Annotated in this window: 1 protein-coding gene; it reads right to left on the reverse strand. The window is 41.0% G+C overall.

What is annotated here, in order from left to right:
* Positions 1 to 1,107 (reverse strand): HYR domain-containing protein (locus ACNI3T_RS00350; protein WP_418226114.1); only part of this gene is annotated, 1,107 nt, incomplete at both ends.

Genomic DNA, 1,107 nt, shown 5'->3' on the forward strand with positions numbered 1-1,107 from the left:
AGATCCTGAAGTAAGACCTTCGGTCACTTCAATAGATTCCAGTTCACAATTATCAGTTGCTCCAATCATTCCGAAGTCTACAACAGCACCACATACTCCAGCATCGTTGTTAACTGTGATGTCATCCATTTTTTCCACTACAGGAGCTTCAGAATCTGTTACATTTACGATTTGCTCACACTGAACAGAATTATTAGAAGCATCTGTAATAGTCCACGTTACTATGGTCTGGCCTAATGGGAATACTTCAGGAGCATCATTTACTAGAGAAAGTTCAGTATCACAATTATCTGTTGCAGTTGGCATTCCAAGTTCAACATCTGATGTACCACATACCCCAGCATCTGAAGATACGTTAACTTCAGAAGCACATACAGTAATTACCGGACTTTCAGTATCTGGAGTAAAAATTACTTCCACAGAATTGGTAGCAAAACAATTATTATCAAGATCGGTTACTGTTAGGAAATAAACTCCGGCAGCATTCACTTGTAAAGTAGCCTCAGTTCCAACTTCAGTACCGTCAGCGGTATCGATGGTCCAGGAATAAGAAGGAGTTCCGTTGACTACAGATCCAGAAGCATCCAGCGTAATTTCAGTATTGTTACAGTTTAGTTCGTCATTGCCATCGATAGAAGCAGTAGGAACATTAGCATCCTTAGTTACTTCCACCGTATCGGTTGCAAAACAACCATTATCATTATCAGTTACAGTCAGTGTGTATGTACCTTCCACAGTTACACTTGGAGTAGCCATATCAGAAGAAAATTCTCCTGGACCCGTCCATGCGTAAGAAAGATCAGCATCCTCATTGGTAGAGTTACCAGAACCATTCAGAGTTACTGAAGTGGTAGCACAGGTAAGTTCCATGTTCTCACCAGCTTCTGCAGTAGGAGCGTTGATATCCTGAGTAACTTCCACAGAATCAGTTACAAAACATCCGTTATCGTTATCAGTTACAGTAAGTGTATAAGTTCCAACTACAGAAACACCTGGCATCGCCTCAGAAGAAGTAAATCCTTGCGGACCGGTCCATGCGTAAGAAAGATCAGCATCAGTATTGTTAGAATCCCCAGAACCATTTAATGTTACAGAAGTGGTAGTACA

The organism is Christiangramia qingdaonensis (genome assembly GCF_048381525.1).
GTDB lineage: Bacteria > Bacteroidota > Bacteroidia > Flavobacteriales > Flavobacteriaceae > Christiangramia.